This window comes from Cobetia sp. cqz5-12 (genome assembly GCF_016495405.1).
Lineage (GTDB): Bacteria > Pseudomonadota > Gammaproteobacteria > Pseudomonadales > Halomonadaceae > Cobetia.
The window spans coordinates 3,532,167-3,556,440 of sequence record NZ_CP044522.1 but is presented as its reverse complement, the minus strand read 5'-3'; the positions used below and the strand labels follow the sequence as shown (position 1 = coordinate 3,556,440).

At 63.9% G+C, this 24,274-nt stretch carries 20 protein-coding genes; 8 read left to right on the top strand and 12 right to left on the bottom strand.

The window, feature by feature from the left end; genetic code table 11:
* Positions 1 to 49: 49 nt before the first annotated feature.
* The 4 genes from trkA to def form a co-directional block, all read right to left on the bottom strand.
* On the bottom strand, positions 50 to 1,423 hold the full coding sequence (trkA, locus tag F8A90_RS14745; protein ID WP_043333795.1) for a Trk system potassium transporter TrkA: 1,374 nt from the start codon (positions 1,421 to 1,423) through the stop codon (positions 50 to 52).
* 160 nt (positions 1,424 to 1,583) lie between these two features.
* The gene (rsmB, locus tag F8A90_RS14740) at positions 1,584 to 3,035 is read right to left on the bottom strand and encodes a 16S rRNA (cytosine(967)-C(5))-methyltransferase RsmB (RefSeq protein WP_082388816.1); all 1,452 of its coding nucleotides are present in this window, start codon (positions 3,033 to 3,035) and stop codon (positions 1,584 to 1,586) included.
* A complete protein-coding gene (gene fmt / locus F8A90_RS14735; protein ID WP_200017659.1) occupies positions 3,032 to 4,036 on the bottom strand; it encodes a methionyl-tRNA formyltransferase in 1,005 nt (334 codons plus the stop codon). Before fmt ends, rsmB begins: the two co-directional genes overlap by 4 nt.
* Before the next feature lie 185 nt (positions 4,037 to 4,221).
* Positions 4,222 to 4,731, bottom strand: a complete 510-nt coding sequence (gene def, locus F8A90_RS14730; protein WP_043333797.1) for a peptide deformylase — start codon at positions 4,729 to 4,731, stop codon at positions 4,222 to 4,224.
* 255 nt (positions 4,732 to 4,986) lie between these two features.
* On the opposite strand from def, the gene F8A90_RS14725 reads away from it, so the two are divergent.
* Together F8A90_RS14725 and dprA are read left to right on the top strand one after the other, a co-directional pair.
* Entirely contained in the window at positions 4,987 to 6,039 is a 1,053-nt protein-coding gene (locus F8A90_RS14725; RefSeq protein ID WP_166020149.1) for a LysM peptidoglycan-binding domain-containing protein, read from the top strand.
* A gap of 101 nt (positions 6,040 to 6,140) precedes the next feature.
* On the top strand, positions 6,141 to 7,421 hold the full coding sequence (gene dprA / locus F8A90_RS14720; protein WP_233593352.1) for a DNA-processing protein DprA: 1,281 nt from the start codon (positions 6,141 to 6,143) through the stop codon (positions 7,419 to 7,421).
* 87 nt (positions 7,422 to 7,508) lie between these two features.
* Here the strand turns inward: dprA and F8A90_RS14715 are convergent, their stop codons facing one another.
* Positions 7,509 to 8,393 carry a 5'-nucleotidase, lipoprotein e(P4) family gene (locus tag F8A90_RS14715; RefSeq protein ID WP_200017657.1) on the bottom strand — a complete coding sequence of 295 codons (885 nt, stop codon included), beginning with the start codon at positions 8,391 to 8,393 and terminating at the stop codon, positions 7,509 to 7,511.
* Positions 8,394 to 8,698: 305 nt separating this feature from the next.
* On the opposite strand from F8A90_RS14715, the gene F8A90_RS14710 reads away from it, so the two are divergent.
* The 3 genes from F8A90_RS14710 (at position 8,699) to aroE (ending at position 11,257) form a co-directional block, all read left to right on the top strand.
* On the top strand, positions 8,699 to 9,280 hold the full coding sequence (locus tag F8A90_RS14710; RefSeq protein WP_166020146.1) for an L-threonylcarbamoyladenylate synthase: 582 nt from the start codon (positions 8,699 to 8,701) through the stop codon (positions 9,278 to 9,280).
* 179 nt (positions 9,281 to 9,459) lie between these two features.
* On the top strand, positions 9,460 to 10,380 hold the full coding sequence (hemF, locus tag F8A90_RS14705) for an oxygen-dependent coproporphyrinogen oxidase (RefSeq protein WP_200017653.1): 921 nt from the start codon (positions 9,460 to 9,462) through the stop codon (positions 10,378 to 10,380).
* A gap of 43 nt (positions 10,381 to 10,423) precedes the next feature.
* Positions 10,424 to 11,257: a shikimate dehydrogenase gene (gene aroE, locus F8A90_RS14700; protein WP_200020064.1), complete on the top strand. Its 834-nt coding sequence runs from the start codon at positions 10,424 to 10,426 to the stop codon at positions 11,255 to 11,257.
* Between the two features lie 143 nt (positions 11,258 to 11,400).
* On the opposite strand, the gene F8A90_RS14695 is transcribed toward aroE, so the two are convergent.
* A complete protein-coding gene (locus F8A90_RS14695; protein WP_166020143.1) occupies positions 11,401 to 12,117 on the bottom strand; it encodes a response regulator transcription factor in 717 nt (238 codons plus the stop codon).
* A 276-nt stretch (positions 12,118 to 12,393) separates the two neighbouring features.
* Between F8A90_RS14695 and F8A90_RS14690 the strand changes: the two genes are divergently transcribed.
* On the top strand, positions 12,394 to 12,885 hold the full coding sequence (locus tag F8A90_RS14690) for a molybdopterin-dependent oxidoreductase (RefSeq protein ID WP_166020142.1): 492 nt from the start codon (positions 12,394 to 12,396) through the stop codon (positions 12,883 to 12,885).
* Between the two features lie 48 nt (positions 12,886 to 12,933).
* Positions 12,934 to 15,360, top strand: coding sequence for an ATP-binding protein (locus F8A90_RS14685; protein WP_200017652.1), 2,427 nt, complete (start codon positions 12,934 to 12,936; stop codon positions 15,358 to 15,360).
* A 216-nt stretch (positions 15,361 to 15,576) separates the two neighbouring features.
* On the opposite strand, the gene F8A90_RS14680 is transcribed toward F8A90_RS14685, so the two are convergent.
* Both F8A90_RS14680 and F8A90_RS14675 read right to left on the bottom strand, forming a co-directional pair.
* A complete protein-coding gene (locus tag F8A90_RS14680) occupies positions 15,577 to 16,764 on the bottom strand; it encodes an EAL domain-containing response regulator (protein ID WP_159055832.1) in 1,188 nt (395 codons plus the stop codon).
* A gap of 345 nt (positions 16,765 to 17,109) precedes the next feature.
* The gene (locus tag F8A90_RS14675; protein ID WP_200017651.1) at positions 17,110 to 17,949 is read right to left on the bottom strand and encodes a M48 family metallopeptidase; all 840 of its coding nucleotides are present in this window, start codon (positions 17,947 to 17,949) and stop codon (positions 17,110 to 17,112) included.
* Between the two features lie 239 nt (positions 17,950 to 18,188).
* Between F8A90_RS14675 and F8A90_RS14670 the strand changes: the two genes are divergently transcribed.
* Positions 18,189 to 19,052, top strand: coding sequence for an ATP-binding protein (locus tag F8A90_RS14670; RefSeq protein ID WP_200017649.1), 864 nt, complete (start codon positions 18,189 to 18,191; stop codon positions 19,050 to 19,052).
* 147 nt (positions 19,053 to 19,199) lie between these two features.
* Here F8A90_RS14670 and der read toward each other — a convergent pair whose 3' ends face one another.
* The 4 genes from der to hisS form a co-directional block, all read right to left on the bottom strand.
* Positions 19,200 to 20,624 (bottom strand): ribosome biogenesis GTPase Der, encoded by a 1,425-nt coding sequence (der, locus tag F8A90_RS14665; protein ID WP_166020134.1) that lies wholly within the window; start codon positions 20,622 to 20,624, stop codon positions 19,200 to 19,202.
* Between the two features lie 392 nt (positions 20,625 to 21,016).
* Entirely contained in the window at positions 21,017 to 22,177 is a 1,161-nt protein-coding gene (bamB, locus tag F8A90_RS14660) for an outer membrane protein assembly factor BamB (RefSeq protein WP_200017647.1), read from the bottom strand.
* Entirely contained in the window at positions 22,174 to 22,830 is a 657-nt protein-coding gene (locus F8A90_RS14655; RefSeq protein WP_233593351.1) for a YfgM family protein, read from the bottom strand. Before F8A90_RS14655 ends, bamB begins: the two co-directional genes overlap by 4 nt.
* Before the next feature lie 87 nt (positions 22,831 to 22,917).
* On the bottom strand, positions 22,918 to 24,201 hold the full coding sequence (gene hisS / locus F8A90_RS14650; protein WP_442778871.1) for a histidine--tRNA ligase: 1,284 nt from the start codon (positions 24,199 to 24,201) through the stop codon (positions 22,918 to 22,920).
* Positions 24,202 to 24,274: the final 73 nt, after the last annotated feature.

Here is a 24,274-nt window from a genome sequence, read left to right as displayed (position 1 = left end):
GATGTTCGGGGCGGGCGCGAGCGGGGGGCGGAAGTCATGGAGGCCGGCATCAGAAGAAGGTCAACCCGACCTGGAACAGACGCTCCACCTCGCGGATGCGACGCTTGTCGACCACGAACAGGATGACGTGATCGTTGGATTCCACCACCAGGTCATGATGCGCCACCAGCACTTCCTTGCCGCGTACCACGGCACCGATGGTGGTGCCCTCCGGCAGGTTGATATCCTCGATGCGTCGGCCTACCACCTTGGAGGAGCGCTCATCGCCGTGGGCGATGGCCTCGATGGCCTCCGCCGCACCACGGCGCAGCGAGTGGACATTGACGATGTCGCCCTTGCGCACGTGGGTCAGCAGGCCGCCGATGGTTGCCTGCTGGGGCGAGATGGCGATGTCGATCTCGCCGCCCTGCACCAGGTCCACGTAGGCTGCGTTGTTGATCAGCGTCAGCACCTTCTTGGCGCCGAGTCGCTTGGCCAGCATCGACGACATGATGTTGACCTCGTCGTCGTTGGTCAGCGCGCAGAAGATGTCGCAATCCTCGATGTTCTCCTCCAGCAACAGACGCTTGGAGGTGGCGCTGCCGTGCAGGACCACGGTGCGATCGAGGCGCTCGGAGAGGTCGGTGCAACGCGCCAGCGAGTGCTCGATGATCTTGACCTGATGACTGTGCTCCAGCGTCTCGGCCAGACGCTCACCGATATGGCCGCCACCGGCGATCACCACACGGCGGAAGTTGCGATCGACGCGTCGCAGCTCGCCCATCACGGTACGGATGTCCTTGCGTGCCGCGATGAAGAAGACTTCATCATCGGCTTCGATCACGGTGTCACCGCGCGGGATGATCGGGCGGTTGCGACGATAGATGGCGGCGACGCGGGTATCCACGTTGGGCATATGGCGACGCAGGAAACCGAGCTCCTGACCGACCAGTGGCCCGCCGTAATAGGCCTTCACCGCGACCAGCTGGGCGACGCCATTGGCGAAGTCGAGTACCTGCAGGGCGCCGGGATATTCGATCAGGCGGCGGATGTGGTCCGTCACCACCTGCTCGGGGCTGATCAGCACGTCGACCGGGATGGCGTCATGCGAGAACAGGCCCTTGCGGGTCAGATAGGCGGTCGAGCGCACGCGCGCGATCTTGGTCGGCGTGTGGAACAGGCTGTGGGCGATCTGACAGGCGATCATGTTGACCTCGTCAGAGTTGGTCACCGCGATCAACATGTCGGCATCCTCGCCACCCGCCTGCCGCAGGATCTGCGGATAGCTCGCCGGCCCCGTGACCGTGCGGATGTCGAGTCGGTTGTGCAGCTCGCGCAGCCGTTCGCTGTCGGTATCCACCACCGTGATGTCATTTTCTTCATGGGCCAGGTGTTCGGCGAGCGTTCCGCCAACCTGACCTGCGCCCAGAATGATGATTTTCATGTCCGGCTCGTCCGCTGTTGCTCAGTCGGCACAGGATAAACCAGTGCCAGGACGGAAGACAGCCGCGCCCCGAGAGTCGGGGCGCGGCTGTCCGGGAATGTCAGGCGTGGCATCTCATGTCATCACGGACGTCGCGCCGACACGGCTCACCTGGCTGTGATCAGGCGCTGGCCTTGGTGATGTGGGCTAGGTAGAAGCCGTCGTGACCATTGACCTGTGGCAGCATCTGGCGGCCAGCACCGGAGACACGGCCCCAGTCGGCCTTGATGGTCTCGGCCTTGGCGTCCGGCGTCGCGGCCAGGAAGCGGTCCATCACGCGGGCGTTTTCCTGGGTGATGATGGAGCAGGTGCCGTAGACCAGGGTGCCGCCGGGCTTGAGCATGCCCCACAGATTGGCCAGTAGCTTGCCCTGCAGGCGTGCCAGATCGCCGATGTCATTCGGGCGACGCAGCAGCTTGATGTCCGGGTGACGACGGATGACGCCACTGCCGGAGCAGGGCGCGTCGAGCAGGATGACGTCGAAGGCTTCGCCGTCCCACCAGTCGCGTTCGCTGGCATCGGCACACACGACGCCGGCACCCAGCTCCAGACGCTCCAGCGTCTCTTCCACGCGCTCGAGGCGCTCGCCGTCGATGTCGATGGCGGTGGCGTCCAGGCCCGGGAAGCGCTCCAGCATGTCCGCCAGCTTGCCGCCCGGCGCGGTGCAGGCATCCAGCAGGCGCACGCCTTCACCCTCGGCGTTGATGGCCGTCACGGCCGGTGCCAGCAGCTGACCGGCCAGCTGTGCCGCTTCATCCTGCACACTGACCAGGCCTTCCTCGAAGCCCGGCAGGGCGCTGACGTCGCAGGCGCTGGTCAGGGTGATGCCGTGCTCGGCGAAGGGGCAGGCTACGCCTTCGATCTCGGCTTCCGCCAGCTGGGCGAGGTAGTCGTCGCGGCTGATGGCGGAGACATTGACGCGCAAGGTCATCGGCGCCTGGGCATTGTTGGCCTCGGCGATGGCCTGCCAGTCGTCCGGCCAGTTGCGCTGGAAGGTATCCAGCAGCCACTGGGGATGGGACAGAGCGACGGCGGGGTCCTTGTCGACCTCGGCTTCCAGCGCTTCCTGCTCACGCTGGAAACGACGCAGACAGGCGTTGAGCACGCCGGTGGCCCAGCCCTTGCCGAGGCCACGGGCGGCGCCAGCGGTCTCACCGACGGCGGCGTGCGGGGCGATGCGCATGTACAGCAGCTGATAGAGGCCGAGCAGCAGCAGGGCGTGGATGTCCTGATCCTGCGACTTGAAGGACGACTTCAGCAGCTTGCCCGCCAAGGCATCCAGACGCGGCAACTGACGGCAGACGCCGAAGCACAGTGCCTTGTAGAGGCCCTGGTCACGCCCGGCGACGCCGGACGGCAGGCTGTCCAGGTTCAGCGAGGTACGCGCGGCCAGCACCGGGGCCAGCGTGCGCGCAGCCGCGACACGCACCGCAGCGCCCGGCGAGGCCGGTGCATTGTCAGGCTTGCGACGGGCGCCGCCATGCTTGTGAGCGCCGCCCTTGCTGCGGGCCGGCGGCAGGGAGTTGCGCTTCTTGCCGTTGCCCTTGGAGGACGGGTTGTCTGACTGGCTCATGCGGAAGTCTCGGTCTGGAAATCGGTATCAGGGGCGTGATCTGCGCCGAGGACGAGGCCCTCGGGGAAGCGCGCAGCACGGGAATTGAGCAGGTCCTTGACGGACAGCGGCTTGGCGCCGGGCAACTGGGCGCGAGTGATCTCGAGCACCTCATGGCCATCGCCGCAGGCGATGCGCAGGCAATCCTTGCTGGGTGCCAGCAGGGTGCCGGGCGCCACGCAGTCGGTGAGGCGTCGCTCGCCGGTGCGGGACATCCACAGGCGCAGCGGCTCGCCCGCAAGGCGTGTCCAGGCCACCGGCCACGGATTGAAGGCGCGGATGCGCGCGTCCAGCTCGGCGGCAGGGCGGGTGAAGTCGAGTTCGGCCTCGGCCTTGGAGAGCTTGGCGGCGTAGGTCACGCCGTCTTCCGGCTGGCGGGTCGCGGGCAGGTCGCCTGCGGCGATGGCGTCGAGAGCCGTCACGATGGCCTCGCCGCCCTGGGCCGCCAGCGCATCGTGAAGCTCGCCACCGGTGGTGCTGGCGGTGATCGGGGTGCGGCGGATCAGCAGCATGTCACCGGTATCCAGACCGGCATCCATCTGCATGATGGTGACGCCGGATTCGCTGTCACCGGCTTCGATGGCACGCTGGATCGGCGCGGCACCGCGCCAGCGCGGCAGCAGAGAGGCGTGGATGTTCAGACAGCCCAGGCGCGGGATATCGAGCACCGCCTGCGGCAGGATCAGTCCGTAGGCCACCACCACCATGATGTCGGCGTCGAGGTCGCGCAGAATCTGACGATCGGCCTCGTCCTTGAAGTTGAGCGGCTGATGGACAGGGATATCGTGCTGGAGTGCCAGCTGCTTGACGGGGCCGGGGGTCAGCTTGCGACCACGCCCGGAGGGGCGGTCAGGCTGGGTGTGGACACTGATGATCTCGTGGCGACTGCCCAGCAGGGCGGACAGACACTCGGCGGCGAAATCGGGGGTGCCGGCAAAGGCGATGCGCAGGGCTTTCGACATGTGCTATGACTCATGTAGGAGCACGGAGGCGGCCGTGCTCAAGGTGCTGACGGTTGCGGCAGGACGGCCAGCGCGACAGGAGCGGCTGATGGACCAGTAACCGCACGAAGGCCGAGGGGATGCCCTCGGCCTTCGTGCGGTGCCGCCATGCGCTCAATATCGGCCGTGTGGCCGAGCGTGAGGGATCAGGCTTCTTGCAGCTTGTGACGCTTCTGCATCTTCTTCATCACCCGATCACGCTTGAGCGGGGAGAGGTAGTCGACGAACAGCTTGCCTTGCAGGTGGTCGTGCTCGTGCTGGATGCAATGTGCCAGCAGGCCATCGGCTTCCAGTTCGTAGGCATCGCCGTTGCGGTCCTGAGCCTTGAGCCGTACCTTCAGATAGCGCGGGACTTCGGCATAATATTCAGGAATCGACAGGCAGCCTTCCTGCATCGGTTGCTGTTCATCACCGATCGGGGTGTATTCCGGGTTGATCAGCACCAGCGGCTGGGACTGATCTTCGCTGACGTCGATGACGATGAGACGGCGATGCTCGTCGACCTGTGACGCGGCGAGGCCGATGCCGCGGGCGTCATACATGGTCTCGATCATGTCGTCGATCAGGGTCTGCAGCTCGGCGTCGATCGTGTCGATCGGGGCGGCAACGTTGCGCAGACGCTCATCAGGGAATTCAAGGATTTCGCGTTTGGCCATGGCTGGTGTAATTACCGTTGTGCTGTCAGAAAGGATTTGCCTGATATTGTAGTGTGCGCAAGCGAGGAACGGAACCGAATGCCGTCAATGCTGCTACTATCGCGGCAATAGTCAGGATTGATCTGACATGGCGATGGACAGGGGTCAGCAGCCACCAGGCGCGGGGCAGAGCGGGTCTGCGCGGTGCGGAGTTCAGAACAAGACCATCACCACCGAGCGATGGGTGGCAATAACGCAAGGGACGCAGGAATGGGCATGAAACGACTGGTCGGCAATGCCGTCTTTACGGCACTCCTCGGCATGGCGACGCTGGGGGCAAGCGCAGGGATGTCGCTGGCACAGGCAGCAACCGTGCGTGATGACGTACCTTCCACCTACGTGGTGGTGCGTGGCGATACGCTCTGGGACATCTCCGGGCGTTTTCTGCGTGAGCCCTGGCTGTGGCCGGAAGTCTGGCGCGCCAATCCGCAGATAAAGAATCCGCACCTGATCTATCCGGGCGATCGCATCTCGCTCTACTACGAGAATGGCGAGCCACGTCTACGCCTGGAGCGCGGCCAGGGCGGTGTCGTCAAGCTGTCTCCCCAGATTCGCAAGATTCCCAAGCGCGAGGCGGTGCCACCGATTCCGCTGGAGAAGATCTCGGCCTTTTTGAAAGAGCATCGCGTGATTGACCCGGCGTTGCTCACCGATGCGCCCTATATCGTGGCCGGGGATGACACCCGCCTGATCAGCGGTGCCGGCGATACCATCTACGCCCGTGGCAACTGGTCCTCCAATGACACCTACAGCGTCTACCGCAAGGGGCAGCGCTATCTGGACCCGGACACTCAGGAGTTTCTGGGGCTGGAGATGATCAGCATCGGCGACATCAAGCTTGAGCGTCGCGAAGGGGATATCGGCGTGCTGCGTGTGCTGTCGGCCAATCGCGAGATTCTCAATGGTGATCTGTTGCTGCCGGCGGACGGTGGTGCGATCACCACCAGCTTCCAGCCCCAGCCGCCCGAAGAAGATGTGGGTGGCGTCATCCTCGCGGCCCCCGATGGGCTGCGCAACATCGGTCGCAATGACATCGTGGCGCTCAATCGCGGCAGTCGTGAAGGTATCCAGCCGGGGTACGTCTTCGGTATCGAGCGCCGTGGCGAGACGATCACCGACCCCGTCACCGGTGAGCCGATTACCCTGCCCGGTGAGGAAGGTGGCCTGGTGATGGTATTTCGCATCTACGACAAGGTCAGCTACGCGCTGGTGATGCAGGCAGCACGTCCCTTGAGCGTCGGTGACAAGTTGCTGGAGCCCCACGGCTGATCGAAAGCTCCCTGTCACTCGCAAGCTTCGGCATGGGGAATACCTCGTCGTGCTGAAGTGAACAACCAGGGTGAGTCAATAATCCGCTCGGGAGGTGTGGCGTGTCGATCGATGTCGAACAACGCGGCCCCTCGCGGGCGGATTTCGTCTTTCTGGCGCGCCTGCCGGGCTTTGGCACGCATACCGCGGCCAAGCTGCGTGAGCGGGCCGACTGGCCGCAGGGCTGGCTGGCCGTATTGCCGCCACGCCTCGCGGCACCGCTGCGCCTGTGGTGCGAGCGTCCCGAATCCTCGCCGCTCTATCAGCAGGTGATGACAGACCTTGCCTGGCATGCGCCGGCACAGGGCTATCATCTGCTCACCCCCGCTGACCCCGAGTGGCCCGCCATGCTTGATACCCTGCCGGACCCGCCGTTGGCGCTCTGGGCGCTGGGGCGGCAGTCGCTGCTTGAGTTGCCCATGCTGGCTATCGTCGGCGCGCGCAAGGCGCGCCAGGCAGGCCTGCGGCATGCGCATGACTTCGCGGCTGAGCTGGTCTCTCGTGGCTGGAGTGTCGCCAGTGGGCTGGCGCTGGGGGTCGATGCCGCGGCGCATCAGGGGGCCCTGACGGCATCAGCGCGTCTCGGTGCGCACGACTATGCGGCCAGTCCCTCGACGCTGGCGGTGCTTGGCTGTGGGGTCGATGTGGTCTATCCCGCTCAGCATCATCACCTTCGCCAACGGTTGTTGGAGGGCGGCGGCCTGCTGCTCTCGGAGCACCCGCCTGGCACCGGCGCGCATGCGCGTCATTTCCCACGCCGCAATCGGCTGATCACTGGCCTGTCACTTGGCGTGCTAGTGGTCGAAGCCACGCTGCGCAGTGGCTCGCTGGTCAGCGCCCGGTTGGCGATGGAGCAGAATCGCGAGGTGTTCGCGCTGCCGGGACGCATCGATGACATCGCCTCCAGCGGTTGTCTGGAGTTGATCCGTCAGGGGGCGACGCTGGTACGCCATGTCGATGACATGCTGGCGGAGCTCGAGCATCTGCTGCCGGCTCACTCGACCGAGCCGCCATCAACGCAGGCCCGGGTGACGTCATCCAGACAATCCGCTGCCGTCTCTACGGGCTCTCTCTCAACCTCTCGTTTAGTCACTCGTTCAGCTACCCGCGACGCTGCATCGTCACTGTCCCTACCATCGCTCGAGATGCCAGTCTCGCAGGCAGCCACACCCCCTGTCAGTCAGGAGGCGGCACCGTTGTGCTTTCTGGGGGCGGTGCCGCTGGCGCTGGACAAGCTGGTCGAGCTGAGTGGCACCTCGGTCAGCGAGCTGAGCATGCAGTTGCTGGAACTGGAGCTCGAGGGGCGAGTCATGCAGGCGCCGGGTGGCTGGAAACGGCTCTGAGGTTCTGAGCCAAGGTCGCCGTTCTGACATTGATGATCCGAGGCTGCCGGCCTGGCAGTGATGATCCGAGAGGCCGGCACCCTGAACTCATTTGCCCTGTCTGACCGTGCCGCTCTCGGGCTGCCAGGCATTGAGCGCCGCATCACGCATGGCGCGCTTCTCGTGCTCACTGGCACTCCAGTTGCCATCGTAGAGCACGCCTTCCCACTCGCCGTAGGTCGGGTTGGGCAACAGCACGAAGCGACGGCCGAACTGATCCGCCTGGCGGGCGACCTCGGCATTGCGTGCGCGGGTGGTGGACTGCTGGAAGGCCTGATCGAAATCGCCGAGGTTATCGCCCATCAGCAGCGCGATGTCATGCTCGGCCGTGACCCGCGCGCGGCGCGCGGTCTTGTCGGAGCTGTCGGTGCGCGGCATCACGTGCTCGGCATTGGCCTGCGGGAAGCCCAGCGCGGCAAGATTGGCGATGGTGGCCTGCTTGCCAGCCGCCTTGCGGTTGGTGATGTAGTAGACATCGACGCCGCTTTCGTGTGCGTAGTTGAGGAACGCCACGGCGCCCGGTGAAGCCGTGGAGATGGCGTCATCCACCCAGTCAGCCCAGCTCTGGCTGTCGTAGGTACGACCTTCACGCAGTGCCCAGCCGCCGTAGCTGGTGGTGTCGAGCACGGTGTCATCGACATCGACGACCACCGCCAGCGGCTTGTCCTGTGCGTGACGACGTGCCAGCGCCAGATTCAGGCGGTCGTGGGCCACGTTGAAGGCTTGCAGTGACAGGGCATGAAACTCCGCGCTGCGCTGTATCCACAGGGTCGCCAGCATCGCCTGGTCGCTCAAGGGCGCCTGTGCCGCGGCATCCTGCAGCGGGGCAGGGCGTGGTGCCGGGGCGGTCGGCGCCTGGGTGCCAGAGCTGGCGCAGCCAGCCAATGCCAGCAAGAGAGCGGCTGAGGTCGTCAGTGAGAAAGCGCGGCGCATGAATCACATCCTTGTCTGAAGAAAAGAGGAAAGAAGAGCGGGGTGAAACGCCATCAGGCCTGGCGATGGAGACTGTCCAGCAAAGCGTCCAAATGACCTCGATAGTCTTTCGAAACAAGCCTTTGCGTCAGTTCTGCCATATCCTGAGGGCGATGGACACCTCCATCATGCCGTGAACCGGGCGGTGCGCCTATGCCACCCCGGCGCGACGTCGTGTTGCGTCGATGTGCAGCGTCGGTCTCGCGCCGGTGAGCGTGCTAGAATCGCCGCCATCGTGTTGCCGCAGCTAGGAGTTCGAGCAGATCATGAATGTCAGTGATGTTTCGCTGGATCAGCGTGCCCTCGACGGTGCCGCTGCCTGTCTTCGCAATGGGGGCATCGTTGCCTATCCCACCGAGGCCGTCTGGGGGCTGGGGTGTGATCCTGACGATGGTGAGGCCCTGGCTCGGCTGATCAAGCTCAAGTCCCGCGACGCCGCCAAGGGCTTGATCCTGATCGCCGGTGATATCGCCCAGCTGGAACCCTGGCTGGCGGGAGTCACCGTCGAGCAGCGTGAGCAGCTGCTGGCCAGCTGGCCGGGACCCTATACCTGGCTGGTGCCTGACAATGGCCGTGCGCACCCCTTGCTGCGCGGTGAGCACGTCAGTCTGGCCGTGCGCGTGACCGATCATCCGCTGGTCCAGGCATTGTGCGCCGCCTTCGGCGGCCCGCTGGTGTCGACCTCGGCCAACCGTGCCGGCGAGGCACCTGCCATGACCGCAGACGAGGTGCGTGACGCCTTCGGCGACGCGCTGGTCAATGACGTGATCCTCGAGGGGCCGCTCGGTGGCAATCCGCGTCCCAGCACCATTCGTGATCTCGCGACCGGCAAGGTACTGCGCGCCTGAGCAGCAGGATCGTCGCTCGGGTTGATCCAGATCAGTGCCGCGTCATCCAGGCGCCCAAGAGGGGCATTTTCCGACCTGCCGAGCGCAGCGTGTCGCGGTAAGCTGGCAGTTCACCGCCAGCAGCGGCCAACGACGGGTGTCGCCCCGTCACCATTCATTCCCGTGTTACCGGAGGCATCGTGGCCCACGCCAATCTCGAAGACGTCAAGGTCTACCTGCTCGATCTGCAAGACCGCCTGTGCGAGGCGCTGCAAGCCTGCGATGGCCAGGCAAGTTTCCGTGAAGACAGCTGGGAGCGTGCCGAGGGTGGAGGCGGTCGCTCACGGGTCATCGAGAATGGCGGCGTATTCGAGAAGGGGGGCGTCAACTTCTCGCATGTCTTCGGACATGAATTGCCGGCTTCCGCGACGGCGGTGCGTCCGGAACTGGCCGGGCGCAGCTTCCATGCCGTCGGGGTCAGCTGGGTGCTGCATCCGCACAACCCGCACGTGCCGACCAGCCATGGCAATGTGCGCTTCTTCATCGCCGAGAAGGAGGGCGAAGCGCCGGTATGGTGGTTCGGGGGCGGCTACGATCTGACGCCGTTCTACCCGCATGAAGAAGACGCGCGTCACTGGCACCAGACGGCCTACGATGCCTGCATCGCCTTCGGCAGTGATGTCTATCCGCGTTACAAGGCCTGGTGTGACGAATATTTCTACCTCAAGCACCGCGACGAGACGCGGGGCGTGGGTGGCCTGTTCTTCGATGATCTCAACGAGTGGGGCTTCGAACGCTGCTTCGCCTTCCAGCAATCCGTCGGCGACAGCTTCCTCGAGGCGTATCTGCCCATCGTCGAGCGCCGCCGCGACACGGCCTATGGTGCGCGTGAACGCAACTTCCAGCTCTATCGTCGCGGGCGCTACGTGGAGTTCAACCTGGTCTGGGACCGCGGCACGCTGTTTGGTCTGCAGAGCGGCGGACGCACCGAGTCGATCCTGATGTCGATGCCGCCGGTAGTGCACTGGGAATACGGCTACGAGCCCGAGGAAGGCAGTGCCGAAGCGGTGCTGTATCGTGACTTCCTGCATGCCCGCGACTGGCTGGGCGAAGAGGCCTGATCGCCGCATTGACCTGACGCTTTTCTGTGATTGTCCCGGAGTCCTGATGTCCCGTTACGCTGTATTCGGCAACCCGATTGCCCACTCGAAATCCCCGTTGATTCATCGCTCCTTCGCTGAGCAGCTCAAGGACTCCCTGAGCTATGAGGCACGACTGGCGCCGGTCGATGACTTCGCGGCCGGTTGGGCCGAGTTCGTCGCTGAAGGTGGTCAGGGGGCGAATGTCACCATGCCCTTCAAGGAGCAGGCCTTCCGGTTGGTCGATGTGCTGAGTCCGCGTGCCCGTCGCGCCGGTGCCGTCAATACGCTGATGCTCGGCAAGACCGGTCAGCTGTATGGCGATACCACCGATGGTGTCGGCCTGACCCGTGATCTCGAGCGTCTCGAGGCGCCGCTCACGGGCGCGCGCATCCTGATTCTCGGCGCGGGAGGCGCCGTGCGTGGGGTGCTGGAGCCTCTGCTGGCCAAGCAGCCGGCGGCATTGGTGATCGCCAATCGCACCGCCGCCAAGGCCAGCGCGCTGGCCGAGGACTTCGCCGACCTGGCGGGGCAAGGCTGCCTGCTGTCCGGTGGCAGCTATGCGGCCATCGAGGGTCAGTTCGATCTGGTCATCAATGGCACCAGTGCATCGCTGGGCGGTGAGCTGCCGCCGTTGCCGGATTCGCTGTTCTCTCCGCAGGCGCTCGCCTACGACATGATGTATGCCGCCGAGCCGACCGTCTTCATGCGCTGGGCCAGCGAGCGCGGCGCGCGGGTCGAGGATGGTCTCGGCATGCTGGTGGAGCAGGCGGCCGAGTCCTACTTCCTGTGGCGTCACAAGCGCCCGGAGACGGGGCCCGTGGCGGGCATGTTGCGCAGGATGCTGGCGGAGGGATGATCCCCGTGCCTTGCCGGGGATGCACGTCGATTCAGATGGTCAGCCAGACGACAGACGATGAAAAAGGAGCGGGGGACTCGATGGAGTCCCCCGCTCCTTTTTGTTGGCCACGGTCCAGCGTGCTCACGCCTCGCTATTGGCGCTCAGCTGCTCTTGGCGGGGGTCGTGGCACAGGATTCGAGTCGATATCCGTACTGATAGACACTTTTCAGCCTGAGTCCACGGCTGCCGTCCAGCCCCAGCTTGCGCCGCAGGCGGCTGACGTGGGTGTCGACCGTACGGGTCGAGATATCCCCGTTGACCCCCCAGATCATCTCCAGCAGGTAGGCGCGTGAGTAAAGCTCTCCGACGTGGCGCAGCAGCAGGGAGGCCAGCTGGTATTCGCGCTGGGTCAGGGCGACCGGCTCCTCGCCGCACCAGATGGTGTGTTCATCCGGCTCGATCCGATATTGATCGCTGATGGCCACCTTGGGCTGCAGGTAATTGGTGTCGGAGGTGACGAAGCGCCTACCCAGCGCTTCCACACGCGCCGTCAGCTCGGCAGGGCGGATCGGCTTGGCCAGGAAGTCATCGGCGCCGTGCTGAAGCGCATGCACGACATCCTCCACCCCCTGGCTTGCGGTGATGAACAGGATCAGCCCCCGCCAGCCGTGCTCGCTGCGCAGTGTGCGCGTCAGCTCCATGCCGCAGGCATCCGGCAGCTGCCAGTCGATGATCAGTAGGTCGAAGCTGCGCTCGCGCAGCGCGCGCAACAACTGGCTGGCGCGCTCGAAGCCTGCCAGCTCATGTCCCTGGGCCTCGAGACACAGGGTCAGGTAATCACGTTGATCATGATCATCTTCCAGAATGCCGATTTGCATGTCATTGCCTCCCCGCGTGGGTATCGCAAGCAGTCTACGCGTCTCTTGCGTGAGACCGCGTCACAATGGTTCACGTTTGGCATGACGATGGCGACATATACTCGTGTTCATCCCCTCTCGCTGCTTCATGGCGCGGTGCCGCTGCTGGCTCGTGAATGGCGAGGATGAAACGAGACGGTGAACCTCCGGCCGTCATCCATGGTTGTCCATGACCCCTGGAGTCTTCCCATGCCGCTTCTCATTCTCCTGCGACGCCTCACCACGGCGTTACCTCGCATGCGCCACTGGCTTCTGCTGCTGACACTGTCGTTTTCCCCCTTCGCCATGGCCCTGGAGGCGCCGCAGGGGCCGGTGGTGCTGCGTGTCACCGGTGATATCACCCATGCCAATGCCGGAGGCGAGGCGCATTTCGATCGCGCCATGCTCATGGCGCTGACGCAACGGGAAACCGTGACCACCACCCCCTGGCATGACGGCGAAGTGAGCTTCAGCGGTCCGCTCGGTTCGGCGTTGATGGAGGCGGTCGGTGTCGAGGATGGCACCATGCGTATCGTGGCGCTCAACGACTACGCCGCCAGCGCGCCAGTGCAGGACTATTTCGATCATCCGGTGATACTGGCCATGGAAGTCGACGGCAAGCGACTACGTGTGCGTGACAATGGTCCTATCTTCATCATCTACCCCTTCAGTGAGCAGCCGGATCTCCTCAACGAGGAAATCATGACTCGCTCTGTCTGGCAGGTGAAGCGCATTGAAATTGAACGCTGACCCCGTTTTTACCGCTCAACTTCGTGAGCTCTGGCAGGATGCCCGTGCATGAATCCACTTCGTTCTCTGCATTTCAGAACCGCCATCGCCATTGCCGCGACGTTGTTCTTCGTCTCGGCATTGGTGACTGGCGTTCTGGTCTATCAGCGTCAGCAGGCACTCGAGCACAAGTTGCGTGAGAATCTGATCTGGGCGGTCTATCAGTTCGACAGGGAAGTGCGCGAGCTGCGCATGGTGGTGGCCGAGGAACAGAAGACCCCGACGCCGCCCGCCTTGATGGATGACAGCGAGCTGCTGTTGCGGCTCGACATCCTCTATAGCCGGGTGCAACTGCTGCAGAGCGGCCAACTGGGCAGCATGCTGGCGGGGATGCCTGATCTGCATTCCCAGCTGATGGCCATGCTGCCCAGAATCGAGGTGCTGGACAGCGCCATCATGGACCTGGCGAGTCGTCAGGAGCGTGATGCGTCCTTCTATATGCAGATACTCAGCCGGCTTGACTCGCTTCAGGAGCAGACCGGCGAGCTGCTGCTGAACATCAATGCAGAGGCCGCTATCCAGCGCACGAAGGAGCGCACGGAGCTTCTCAACCTGTATGCCCTCGCACTGTCGCTGGTGCTGCTGATGACCCTGAGCGGCATCGTGCTGGTGGTCGCGCTGATCGTCGAGAGTCGTGGGCGAGCCTCCAAGACCCGCAAGCTGGAGGAGCGTACCCAGGAGCTGGATGGCATGGTGCAGCTGGCTCAGGCAGCCAGTCGTGCCAAGTCGGAATTCATGGCGATCATGAGCCATGAGATTCGCACCCCGCTCAATGGCATGGTCGGCGTCTCGGACCTCATCGGCGAGGAAGTCTCGACCCGGCGTGGCCAGCAATACCTGACGATGCTGCGCCAGAGTGCCGAGAGCCTGCAGGCCGTCATCAATGATGTGCTGGATTATTCCAAGATCGAAGCCGGCAAGCTGGAGCTGGATCCGCGCTGCTTCTCGTTGCCCGAATTCCTCGATTCCCTGGCCGCGCATTACCATCGCCAGACAGGCAGTGCCGGCAAGGGATGCTCGCGCATCTTCCTCGAAGAACGTACCGATGACCTGCCTGTCTGGGTGAAGGGGGACGTCAATCGCCTGCGTCAGGTACTGACCAACCTGCTCAACAATGCCTTCAAGTTCTGTCCCCAGGGGACCATCCGACTGAGGGCATCATTGGAAGAGGGCGAGATGTTTCATTTCGAGGTGCACGACAGCGGTTGCGGGATCGCCGCCGACCAGGTGAGCCACTTGTTTGCCCCCTTCACCCAGGTGGATACCTCGATTGCGCGTCGTCATGAAGGCACCGGGCTCGGGCTTGCCATCTGCAAACGACTGGTGGAAGCGATGGGGGGTGAGATCGGCGTCGAGAGCCATCTCGGGCTCGGCAGCCGTTTCTGGTGCCGCGTGCCGCTGCCGGTATTGACCGCCGCCGAGGCTTGCCCGCAGCAGGCCGTGGGAGACACGCCCTTGTCCCACGCAAGCGTGCTGGTGGTGGAAGACAACGAGGTCAATCAGTCACTGGCGCGGGCCATGCTCGAGTATCTGGGGCAGCAGGTCACGGTGGTGGAGGACGGTGAACAGGCACTCGAATGGCTGGCGCAGGCTGGTAACGATGTGGACCTGGTGTTCATGGACATGCAGATGCCGGTACTGGATGGCGTCGAGACGACACGTCGCTGGCGTCAGCACGAGTCCGAGCAACCCGCCAGCGCTCGTCTGCCGATCATCGCGATGACCGCCAACGTGATGCAGGAAGATGCCCGCCGCTGCATCGAGGCCGGCATGCAGGGGGTGCTGCACAAACCCTTCACGCGTGATGATCTGCATCGGGTGCTGCAACAGTATCTGGTCCAGACCTCTGATTCACAGGAGGCTGAGTCACAGAGGGCTGATTCACAGAAGTCTGATTCGCAGCAGGAGGCGTTTGAGCCAGACAAGCCAGAGGCTCCGGCTGGCGAGCCGTCTACCGCCGTGCAGGGGCCAGGCGATGATGTCTTCAGACCGACAGCGGCGGATGATAGGAGCGCGCAGATCGACCCGTCTCCGGCGCTCGATGTGGCAACTGACGACTCAGCCGCGCGCGCCCTGCCCGATGCCGCGCCTTCCTTGCTGCAACACGCGATCTGTCAGGAGCTGCTCACGACCTTGAATGGCGAGGCCTATTCACGACTGCTGAACAATTACCTGACGCGCCTTGAAGGACGCCTCGACGTGATGGTGACCTTGCTGAAGCAGATGGACCTCACGGAGCTCAAGCGCGAGGCGCACTCCCTGAAAGGGGCGTCAGCTTCGCTGGGCTGCAGTGGCATTGCCAGTGGCGCCAAGGCACTGGAAGAGGCCGTGATCAGCGGAGACATGACCCGGGTACACCAGCATGTCGCTATGTTGCGCTCCTTGAGTGTGCCGACGCGGGACAGCCTCCTCGAGGAGGGCTATCTGTTCTCCTGATAGTTGGGACGTGATGGCGTGATGGACAGCCGACAGCATTTCACTACCGCCCCTCTTGTTCTCCCGTTCCCGTCTTCTCTCGCTCTCTTCACCCTTTCTTCACCCTGTCCTTCACTACACAGACGCCACCCATGGTGACATGGGTGGCGTCTGTGTAGTGGGGGTGTTGCGGCATTCCCGCTGTCTGTCCTGCGCTGCGGGGGGACGTCAGTCTTCTCAATGGACTGCGGAGGCGTGGCGCTGGCTGAGTGCATTGACGGCGCTGGGCGGGCAGCGGCTCCAGGCATTGAAGTCGCTGACGGGCATGGGGCGCGCGAACAGATAGCCCTGGCCGATATTGCAGCGGGTATCGCAGAGGTAATCGCGCTGTTCCGCGGTCTCGATGCCTTCGCCGACCACGGCGAGATTCAGACGCTGACCCAGCTCGACGATGGTACGGGTGATGGCGCGCGCTTCCGGGTGGCTGTCGCTGCGCCCGACGAAGCATTGGTCGATCTTCAACTCGTCGAACGGCAGGTTGTAGAGCTGCATCATCGAGGAGAAACCGGTGCCGAAGTCATCCAGCGCCAGGCGATAGCCGCGGTCGCGAATGGCATTCAGCAGGTGACGAGCGTAGGTGAGGCAGTCGATCCCGCAGCTCTCTGTGAGCTCCAGCGTGATGGAGTGCGGATCGACATGATGCTGACTGGCCAGCGCATCCAGCGTCTTCAGCATGTCGCGGGTGCGCAGCAGCTGGGGTGACAGATTGAGCGCGAGATCAAGGTGAAGGCCCTGAGATTGCCATTGGCCCTGCTGGCGGAAGCCATGCTCGATGACCTGCCAGGTGAGTGCCTCGATACGATTGCTGCGTTCCGCCAGGGCGATGAACTGGTTGGGCATGACCATGCCGCGCAGAGGATGCTGCCAGCGCACGAGAGCCTCCGCGCCGCTGAGCCGGCCACTGGCGAGGTCGATCTTGGGCTGGTAGACGAGGTGCAGCTGGCGCTCGGTCAGCGCATCATCCAGTTCATCGAGTGACAGCGGATTGCGTTGCTTGTCCAGCTCTGCCAGCAGCGAGGCCAGGTGCATGATGTCGAAGGGCTTGCCGAGCTGGCCCAGCATCTCCAGGCCGCTGCGCTTGCCTCTGGCGACCATCGCTTGCATGTCGTCGTTGTGACAGGCGCTCATCAGGATGATACCCGCCTCGACATTGCGTTCGCGCAGATAGCCGAGCACATCATCGCCGGTGAAGTCGCCCAGTTCGTAGTCCACCAGGATGAGGTCCGTCTCCAGACAGGCGGGGTTGCAGGCGATGTCCTGCAGCCCTTCGCTCTGCGTGCAGTCGAAACCATGGGCGGAAAGCAGCCCGCTGATGAGCTCACGAAAATCCGGATCGTCGTCAATGATGAGTGCGTGTCGAGTCATGTAAGGCATCCTCAAGCGAGTGTCGGGAATATGCTCGTGCCGCTGTGCATGAAGTGTCTGCATGAGCAGTACAAAGGCGAGCAGGTGATCCCAGATTAGCAATGCGGTTACATGATTCGCGGATATCGACACATTTGACGGCGTCTTTTTACATTCGAGCTGTCAGTGCGATGGATCAGAAGGCTGGTAGCGTGAGCCAGCCAGGAAGAGGCGGGGAGGGGTCGCAAACAAGGAAAAGGCGGGTAGCTGGATGGAGGGCGCCACACACTCGCGCAGCCCCGGGTTCTTCAGGGGCCGCGCGAGTGTGTTACCTGAGACTGGTTAAGCCACGCCACACAGGCGGGGTCAGCGTAGTCGATCGCAGCCGGGCTTCTCGCCGGCGGCGCGGGCCTGCTGATAGGTTGGTAGAGCGGTCTCGAGGCGCTCGTTGAGGGCCGCCATGCGCTGCTCATCACTCGGGTGCGTCGACATCCACACCGGCGGTTGCGCGCCACCGGCAGCATTCATGTTGGCCCACAGCTTGATGCTGGCGCGCGGATCGAAGCCGGCTTCGGCCATCAGGTCCAGTCCCAGCAGGTCGGCTTCGGACTCGTGGGAGCGCGAGAACGGCTTGAGCACGCCATATTCGGCGCCCATGCCCAGCAGCCCCATGAGCTGATCGCCACCGGTACCTTCGAGGCCGGCCAGTGCCTGGGTCAATGACAGCCCGGCGGAGGTCAGCGATTGGGTCGAGACGCGCTCGTTGGCGTGGCGCGCCAGCACGTGGGCGATCTCGTGGCCGATGACGGTCGCCAGCTGATCCTGATTCTCGGCGACCTCCAGCAGTCCGGTGTTGACACCGATATACCCGCCCGGCAACGCGAAGGCATTGGCGGACTCATCCTCGAATACCTTGACCTGCCAGCCGCTGATGCCATAGCTGGCGGGTACCTTGGCGGTCACCGCATCCGCCACGCAGCTGACGTAGGCATCCTGACGACCTTCCACCACCGGCAGCTCCTGTTGGTACTTGCTGAAACTGGCTTCTCCCATCTTCTCCAGCTCCTGATCCGAATAGAGCGTCAATTGGCTGCGGCCCAGAGGAGAACTGGCGCAGGCGCTCAGGGTGACGGACGCCGCAAGCGCCGCCAGCGGGAGCAGACGACGCAGGGCGCGGGGAGATGAGTGATCGAGCAATCCTGGCATTGAGGCCTCCTGGCAATGGTGACGATGACAACCTTCGAGAGCACGGCAGGGCGACGCTGAACGTGCAAGAAACGTGCAGACAGCATAACCGGATAGGCGCAGTGGTGCAGTCAGCGAAATGATACGTTGCTGAGATCACAGCAACGTCAGGCCAGACGGCCCCGCCGGACATGAGATACTGGGCGTGATCTGATGGGCCAGCCACGGCCCTTGCCCCATGTATCTGACAGGGAATCACCATGTCACCAGAGTTTGAACGCCGCCTCTCGCATCTGCTGGACCGACTCGAACCGATGCTGCCGCCGACGGCTGTCGAAGTGGACTGGACGCACGATGTCGCTGCCTTGTGGACCCGCCACCCCCTGGGAGGGCGCCTGACGCCGATCGCGCCGCGTGACGCCCTGACACTCGAGGATCTGCTCGGCATCGCACGCCAGAAGCGTGAGCTGCTGGCCAACACTCGAGCCTTCCTTGCGGGCAAGCCGGCCAACCATGCGCTGCTGTGGGGCGCGCGTGGCACCGGCAAGTCATCGCTGGTACGTGCGCTGCTCAATACTCTGGGCAGTGAAGGCCTGCGGTTGATCCAGATCGATCGTCACGACCTGCCGGCACTGCCGGCGCTGGTCGCCGAGCTGGCCCAGCAACCGCATCGCTTCATCGTCTACTGTGATGACCTGTCCTTCGAGGGTAGCGATGACGCCTACAAGGCGCTCAAGAGCGTGCTGGATGGCACTCTGACGGGCCCGCCGGAGAACGTGCTGCTGTATGCCACCTCCAACCGTCGTCATCTGCTGCCGGAGCACATGAGCGACAATCACGACACGCATATCGTCGATGGCGAGCTGCATCATGGTGATGCGGTGGAAGAGAAGATCTCGCTGTCGGACCGCTTCGGCCTGTGGCTGGCCTTCCATCCCTTCAATCAGGATGCTTACCTGGAGACCTGTCAGCACTGGGTGGAATGGCGTCTCGGTGCGGGCAGCTTCGATGAGGCGGCGCGTGCAGAGGCGCTGCGCTATGCCACCCAGCGGGGTGTGCGTAGCGGGCGCGCTGCCTGGCAGTTCGCCAATCTGTGGGCGGGGCAGAAGACGCTGGAGGTGTGAGCCCGGTGCTTGAGGTGCTTGAAACATCAGTACTCACGACATGAAAAAGCCGCCCCTGCAGATGACTGCAGGGGCGGCTTTTTCATGGGGCAGGCTGGCGGATCAGATCCGCTGGCCTGCCATCACGCACAGGCGCAGTTCACGCCATCAACGGCGCTGCTTGCGTTCCTTGCGGGCTTCCTTGGTGCGCGCCAGTGAACGCTCTTTCGCGCGCTCGCGGTCATCAGCCCCCTGGGCTCCATCGAAGGGGTTGTCGCCGGAGCGGAACTCGAAGCGCATCGGCGTGCCCTTGACCTTCAGCACCTTGCGGAAGGTGTTGGTCAGGTAGCGCTTGTAGGCTTCCGGCAGACGGTTGGTCTGGTTGCCGTGCACCACGATCAGCGGCGGATTGGCACCACCCTGGTGAGCCATGCGCAGCTTGATGCGACGACCGTTGACCATCGGCGGCTGGTGCGCCTGGGTGGCGTCCTGCAGCAGGGTGGTCAGACGCTTGGTCGACCAGCGGGCCACGGCGCTTTCGAAGGCGCGGTCGATGGACGGGTAGAGATCACCCACCGCAGTGCCGTGCAGCGCGGAGATGAAGTGCAGGTCAGCGTAGTCGGCAAAGCCCAGACGACGCTTGATCTCGGAGCGCATCTTCTCCTTGGCTTCGCTTTCCAGGCCATCCCACTTGTTGACCACCAGCACCAGGGCGCGGCCGCTGGTCAGCACGAAGTCCAGCAGGTGCAGGTCCTGCTCGACCAGTCCCTGACGGGCATCGAGCACCATCACGGCGACGTTGCACTTCTTGATCGCTTCCAGGGTCTTGATGATGGAGAACTTCTCCACCACTTCGCGCACGTTCTTGCGGCGACGGATCCCGGCGGTGTCGACCAGCAGATATGGCTTGCCACGACGCTCGAAGGGAATCTCCACGGCGTCGGTGGTGGTGCCGGCCTGGTCAAAGACGACCACGCGCTCCTCGCCCAGCAGGCGGTTGACCAGTGTCGACTTGCCGACGTTCGGGCGACCGATGATGCCGATGCGCACGCCGCGGTCATCCAGCTCCGGATGCAGGTCCTCGTCTTCACCTTCCTCGACTTCAGGGTAGGGCGAGAGCACCTCTTCCAACAGCGTGGTGACGTTGCGGCCATGCTCGGCGGCGATGGCGCGCGGGTCACCCAGACCCAGGGTCCAGAAGTCGGACTTGCCGATCTCCTCGTCCATGCCGTCGGTCTTGTTGACCACCAGCCAGGTCTTCTTCTGATTGACGCGCAGATGATTGGCGATAGCCTCATCCGCCATGTTGAGGCCGGCGCGCGCATCGACCATGAACAGCACGATGTCGGCTTCGTCGATGGCGGCCAGTGACTGGCCGGCCATCATCAGGTCGATGCCTTCCTCGTCACCGCTGATGCCGCCGGTGTCGATGACGGTGTAGGGCTTGCCTCCGACCTTGCCGGTACCGTACTTGCGGTCACGGGTCAGGCCCGGGAAGTCGGCGACCAGGGCGTCACGGGTCTTGGTGAGGCGATTGAATAGCGTCGACTTGCCGACATTCGGGCGGCCGACCAGGGCGATCACGGGGTTCATGGAATCTCACAGCATTCGCAGGGATAGCATCGATGCCGGCCCCGTACGGTCTGCTTCGAACCATGATGGCTGGAAAGCACCTTGTGCAGGCAGGGCGATAGCGATGATATCGGACTTGGGGCACTGGATGACGACGCAGGCGTCGTATGCATCCAGTATGGTCCGCCGACAGGGGGTTAGCACTGTCGGCGGAAAGATTTCGTGGCTGAATCAATGGCTGCGTCGTGCGGCAGGCCTGATCAGCGGGGGCAGCATTCTAGCATTGACAGGGAGTTGCTACCAATGGCGCATTACGACAACGGCAGCCAGATGGCTGCCGTTGTCGTGACGAGGGCTGATCGAGGCGCATGGCAGATTGCGGGGCAGGCTGACATGCGCGCTCGATCAGTGGCTTACGGGGCTTCGAGATCCAGCGCCGTCAGCTCGCCATCGTTGGTGTAGACATAGATGCGCTTGCCTTCGGTCAGCGGGGTGATGCTAATGCCATCGCCCCCCACGTCATAGCGGCCGGCCATCTCGCCGCTCTGGGCGTCGATCAGGTGCACATAGCCTTCGTAGTCACCGACCACCAGCTTGCCATCGACGAAGGCCGGAGAGGTCAGCCAGCGGCCTTCCAGGTCTTCGGACTTCCACAGCACGTTACCCGTGTTGGCATCCATCGCCAGCACATGGCTGGCGTTGTCGATGCTGAACAGGTAATCGCCGACCACGATGGGCGTCAGATAGCTGGAGGACGGCTTGTCCCACAGCGGCTCGCCGTTGCGGGCGTCCAGCGCGATCAGGCGACCGTTGTAGCTGGTGACGAACAGGCGGCCATCCTGGGTCAGCACCGGCTGGCCATCGAGATCGACCAGCTGGTCCACCTCGGTACGACCGGCCGGCACGGCAACGCGCAGGTCCCACAGTTCCTGGCCTGAGCGGTTGTCGAGCGTGACCAGCTTGCCGTTGGCGAAGCCCGCGAAGGTGACCGGCTGGATGACACGCGGCGCACCGGTGCCACGCAGCGTCAGGGCCGGAATCGTGGCCGAGTAGGCCCACTGCTCTTCGCCGGTGAAGCGATCAAGCGCAGTCACGGTGCCATCGACGCTCTGCACCACGACCAGCTCGTCGTTGTACTGCGGCGCGGCCAGCACTTCACTGGAGACTCGCGTGCTCCATTCAATGCTGCCGTCTTCCTGACTGACGGCACTGACCTTGCCATCGCGCGTACCGACGTACAGGCGGGAGGCATCGGCATTCAGTGCGCTGGTGATGCCAGCCGGCAACCGTGTCTGCCAGATGTCCTCGCCATTGTCGGCAGCGAGGGCTTCCAGCTCACCGCCTTCGGCACCGACGAACAGCCTGTCGTTGGCGAAGATCGGTGACAGCGGATAGTGGGCACGGCCAAGGCCATTGCCGACCGATTCGCTCCAGACCGAATCCAGCGCGACCTGGCGGTCGAAATCGACCAGTTCCTTGGGCGCATATTCCGGTTGGGCACTGCTGGCACAACCGGCCAGCAGACTCACGGCCAGCAGCGAGGCCGGTACGCTCAGACGACGAGTGACGCTCATGAAGAAGACTCCGCAGCCAGATCGGCGAGTTTCAGGTCGAGACCGTAGACCGGCTGACCACTTTCCTGCGACAGGGCGCTGGCCTGCTGATAGGCGGCGATGGCCTCATCACGCTTGTCCTGTGCGGCCAGGGCATCGCCACGCACCGCCGCCGCCTGCGCTGCCAGCGGCGCAGGTGGGCTCTTGAGCAGGGCGAGTGCCGCGTCATTGTCGCCACGCTCGACGTTGATGCGCGCCAGACGCAGGCTGGCCAGCCCCTGCAGATAGCTGTCATCGCTGTTGTCGATCACGCTCTGCAGCGCCGTGGCGGCTGCGTCGAGATCGTTGGCCTTGACCGACATGCTGGCATCCAGCAGGTGCGCCATCTGGGTGTAGAGGCTGTCGCCGTGCTCGCTTTCCAGTTCGCCGATCAGCGTACGCGCCTGCTTGACGCCGGCGTCTTCCAGCTTGGGCTGGCTGACGAGGCTGATCAGTTGCTGGTAACGCACGGAGGCCGCTTCGGACTGGCTGGCTTCATAGTTCTGCCAGGCCTTGAAGGCAAAGACACCGGCGCCGGCCAGTACGACACCGGCAATCAGTGACTTGCCGTTCTCGCTCCACCAACGCTTGATGGCTTCAAGCTGTTCTTCTTCGCTTCTGAGCTCTTCCGCCACGGGCGGTCTCCTTGACCTGGCCGGCATGCCGGCACTTGCATTCGAGAGGCGGAGAGCTGGCTCTCCGCCCGATATTCATTGGCAGTCTCAGGCGCCGAAGACGCTGTCGAGACGTTCGCCCAGTGCACGCTGGTTCAGCGTTTCCTGGTCGCGTTCCTCGCGCAGGAACTTGAGCGCCACCGTGCCTTCGATGACTTCATTCTCACCGAGAATCAGCGCGATACGTGCACCGCTCTTGTCGGCCTTCTTCATCTGACTCTTGAAGCTGCCGCCACCGCAATGCAGTACCAGGCGCAGGTCGGGAAGTGCGGTGCGCAGCTCTTCGGCCAGACGCATGGCTTCGCCTTCGGCCTGCTCGCCCATCGACATCAGGTAGACATCGACAGTCTCGCGGACGTCCTGCGGAACCAGTTCCAGCGTCTCGAGCAACAGGATGAGGCGCTCGACGCCCATCGCGAAGCCGACCGCCGGTACCGGCTTGCCGCCCAGCTGTTCGAACAGGCTGTCGTAGCGGCCACCGGCACACACGGTGCCCTGGCTGCCCAGCGCGGTAGTGGTCCATTCGAACACACTGCGCGAGTAGTAATCGAGGCCACGCACCAGGCGCGGGTTGATGACGTATTCGATGCCAGCGGCGTCGAGTCGTGCCTTGAGGCCCTCGAAGTGCACGCGGGACTCTTCATCCAGGTGATCCCCCAGGCGCGGCGCGGCGTCGACGACGGCGGCCATGTCCGGGTTCTTGGTGTCGAGGATGCGCAGCGGGTTGCTGTGCAGACGGCGCTTGGAGTCTTCGTCGAGGACATCCAGGTGCTGTTCGAAGTATTCGACCAGCAGGTCACGATAGGCGGCACGCGCCTCGAGGCTACCCAGCGAGTTGAGCTCGAGGGTGACGTGCTCGAGCAGGCCCAGCTGGCGCCACAGACGCGCGGAGATCAGGATCATCTCGGCATCGATGTCCGGGCCTTCCATGCCGTAGGCTTCGACGCCCACCTGATGAAACTGACGATAACGACCCTTCTGCGGGCGCTCATGGCGGAACATCGGGCCGGTGTACCACAGACGCTGGATCTGGTTATGGACCAGGCCATTCTCCATCGCCATGCGCACGCAGCTGGCGGTGCCTTCCGGACGCAGGGTCAGGCTGTCGCCGTTACGGTCGTCGAAGGTGTACATCTCCTTCTCGACGATGTCGGTGACTTCGCCGATGGAGCGCTTGAACAGCGCGGTCTGCTCGACGATGGGGGTGCGGATCTCGCGATAGCCGTACTGGCCCATCAGCGCTTCCACCTGGTGTTCGAAGTATTGCCATACCGGTGACTGGTCCGGCAGCAGGTCGTTCATGCCACGAATGGCCTGGATCTTGGTGCTCAACGTTCTCTCCTGAATCCTTGCGCATCTCCCCACGGCGCTCGCATGAGTCATGCAGGCGGGTGGGGAGACGAAG